This window comes from Okeania sp. SIO2B9 (assembly GCF_010672505.1).
In the GTDB taxonomy this organism is placed as follows: Bacteria; Cyanobacteriota; Cyanobacteriia; order Cyanobacteriales; family Microcoleaceae; genus Okeania; species Okeania hirsuta.
Genome location: NZ_JAAHGK010000993.1, coordinates 1 through 2937 on the forward strand (window position 1 = coordinate 1; position 2937 = coordinate 2937).

Sequence of the window (2937 nt, forward strand, 5' to 3'; positions counted from 1 at the left end):
ATGGTGTGACTTCTCTGCGGGAAGCAATTATTGAAGCTAATAGTACCCCGGAAGATGACACAATTCAACTGACTGCGGGAGAAAGATATAATCTAACTATCTCAGGAAGTGACGAAGATGCTGCTGCTACAGGAGATTTAGATATTATTGCTGGAGGTGGAGAAATAACAGTTATTTCAGAGGGAGAAGAACAAGCTGTTATTGATGCTGGGGGTATCGAAGGATTAGGTAACCGGGTGTTTCATGTTTTGGAAGATGCTGCCCTAGAGTTGGAAAATGTAGAAATCACTGGTGGGTTTGTAACTGGTAATTCAGGTGGTGGTATTTATAACTCAGGTACAGTTAGTATCAACAACAGCACTATTAGTGGAAATTTAGAAAATTTCTTGATTGATGGTGGTGGAGGTATCCACAACGCAGGTACAGCTAATATCAGCAACAGCACTATTAGTGATAACTCAGCATTTTATGGTGGAGGAATCTACAACACAGGTACAGCTACTATTAGCGACAGCGCTATTAGTGGAAATTTTAGCAATACTTCTGGTGGAGGCATTTTAAACCGCTATGGCATCGTCAGTATCAGTAACAGTAACATTAGTGGTAATTCAGCAGACTTTGACGGTGCAGGAATCTACTCGTTAGGTACAGCTACTATTAGCGACAGCACTATTAGTGGTAATTCAAATGGTGGAATCAATAACTCAGGTACAGCTATTATTAGCGACAGCACTATTAGTGGTAATTTAATGGGTGGAATTAACAACTCAGGCGCAGCTACTATTAGCGACAGCACTATTAGTGGTAATTCAAATGGTGGAATCAATAACTCAGGTACAGCTATTATTAGCGACAGCACTATTAGCAGCAATTCAACAGGAATCAACAACTCAGGTACAGCTAATATCAGCAACAGCACTATCAGTAATAACTCAAATCCTCGTGGTGGTGGTATCAGAAACTCTAATGGTACGATTAATATCACCGACAGCACTATTAGTGGTAATTCAACATTATTTTATGGTGGAGGTATTTACAACTTAGGTGCTACAGCTATTATCAACAACAGCACTATTAGTGGCAATTCAGCATCCTACGGTGGTGGAGGCGGTATCGGCAACCTTGGTGTAGCTAGCATTAGCAACAGTACCATTACTGGTAATGAAGCTCCTTCAGGCTTAGGGAGTGGTATTCTCCAAAAAGCAGCATATCTTTATAATGAGACTAACTACTCCTTCTTCACCTTTGACGCCAATGCCACTGTAACCTCTAGCATTATCTCTGGTAATGTTAACAGTGACGTTGACTCTGTAGAAAATAGCAACACCCTTACCAGTGAAGACCATAATCTAATTGGCACTGGTAACGCCATTGATAACTTCAATGGTGACAACGACCAAACAGGTGTCACAGACCCTCTACTTGCAGACCTAGCAGACAATGGTGGGCCCACATTCACCCATTTACCTCTCCCCAATAGTCCCGCCATTGATGCAGGTAGTAACCCCAATAACCTTGATACTGACCAACGAGGGGAACCACGATTTGTAGGCAGTGCAGTTGATATTGGTGCAGTGGAATTGCAAACCTCACAAATTACTGGTACTCCTCAAAGCGATCGCCTCAATGGTACAAATGAAAACAACACCATTAGAGGTCTGGCAGGTAATGACACTATTAACGGTCGTGGTGGTGATGACCAAATTATTGGTGGTCGAGGTAACGATCGCCTCTTTGGCAAAGACGGTAACGATACCCTCCAAGGTCGTCTAGGTAGCGATCGCCTCTTTGGTGGTAATGGTGACGATTCTCTCGTTGGTGGTCAAGGACGCGATCGCTTTAATGGTGGTACAGGTAACGACACCCTGACTGGTGGAGCAAGTATTGACCGTTTTATTTTCAATACCAATCAAGAATTTACCCCAGAAGATGTGGGAGTAGATACCATCACTGATTTTGTGCCAGAAAAAGATATAATTCTGCTGGACAAAAATACATTTACTGCTATTACCAGTGACTCAGGAACAGGTTTTAGTGTCAATGCTGAATTTGATATAGTTACCAGTGATGCAGAGGCAGAAACTTCAGAAGCATTTATTGTTTATAACAGCAACAACGGCAAATTGTTCTACAATGCTAACGGTACAGAAGCAGAATTTGGCAGTGGGGGTGAATTTGCTAATCTAACTAATATTGCATCTATTAGTGAGAATGATTTCTTCCTGAGAGGATAAAATGGTTGTAGTGCATTGTAATGGTCGTCCATTCTCTGGCAATGTTTGTTAGGAGAACAGTGGGAGTATCTTGCTCCCGTGCCAGGCATTCCTTTTTCCTGTATACCATTACTATGCAAGACTACTGATAAAATTAATCACTATGTGTAATTCTAAAAATATAAAATTTTCACAAAGCAGGAATTTGTTGCGCTCGCATCAGTGTTAGTGTTAGAATATTTATAATTTTTTTCTGGTACTTGAAAAACCCTATAAAATTATGAATCAAACCAAACTATTATTCATCGACTCCAAGGTAGAAAATTACAATCGCCTCATCTCACAGGTTGACCATCAGACAAAAACAGTTATCCTACAACCCAATCAAAATGGTATAGACCAAATATCTAAAGGTCTGGGTGAATGTTGTGATGTGGATACTGTTCATATTATTTCTCATGGCGCAAAAGGTAGTTTGTACTTGGGAAATAGTCTCCTGAATTTAGACAATATTCATCAATATGCTGAGAGTATTCAACAGTGGGGCAAATGTTTGTCTGGTGGTGGAGAAATATTGATTTATGGTTGTCAGGTAGGAAGTGGTAAAGAAGGTAAAGAATTTATCAGACAACTACATCAACTCACAGGAGCAAATATTGCTGCTTCCGAAACACTGACTGGAAATGTTAACAGAGGTGGTAACTGGAATTTAGAACTAATATTT

2 protein-coding genes are annotated in these 2937 nt (G+C 40.4%); both read left to right on the top strand.

Annotated elements, in window-relative coordinates; all coding sequences use genetic code 11:
* The coding region (locus F6K13_RS26440; protein ID WP_287288910.1) for a choice-of-anchor Q domain-containing protein at positions 1 to 2234 on the top strand (2234 nt) is incomplete at its 5' end.
* 259 nt (positions 2235 to 2493) lie between these two features.
* Positions 2494 to 2937 (top strand): DUF4347 domain-containing protein (locus F6K13_RS26445; protein WP_287288912.1); only part of this gene is annotated, 444 nt, incomplete at its 3' end.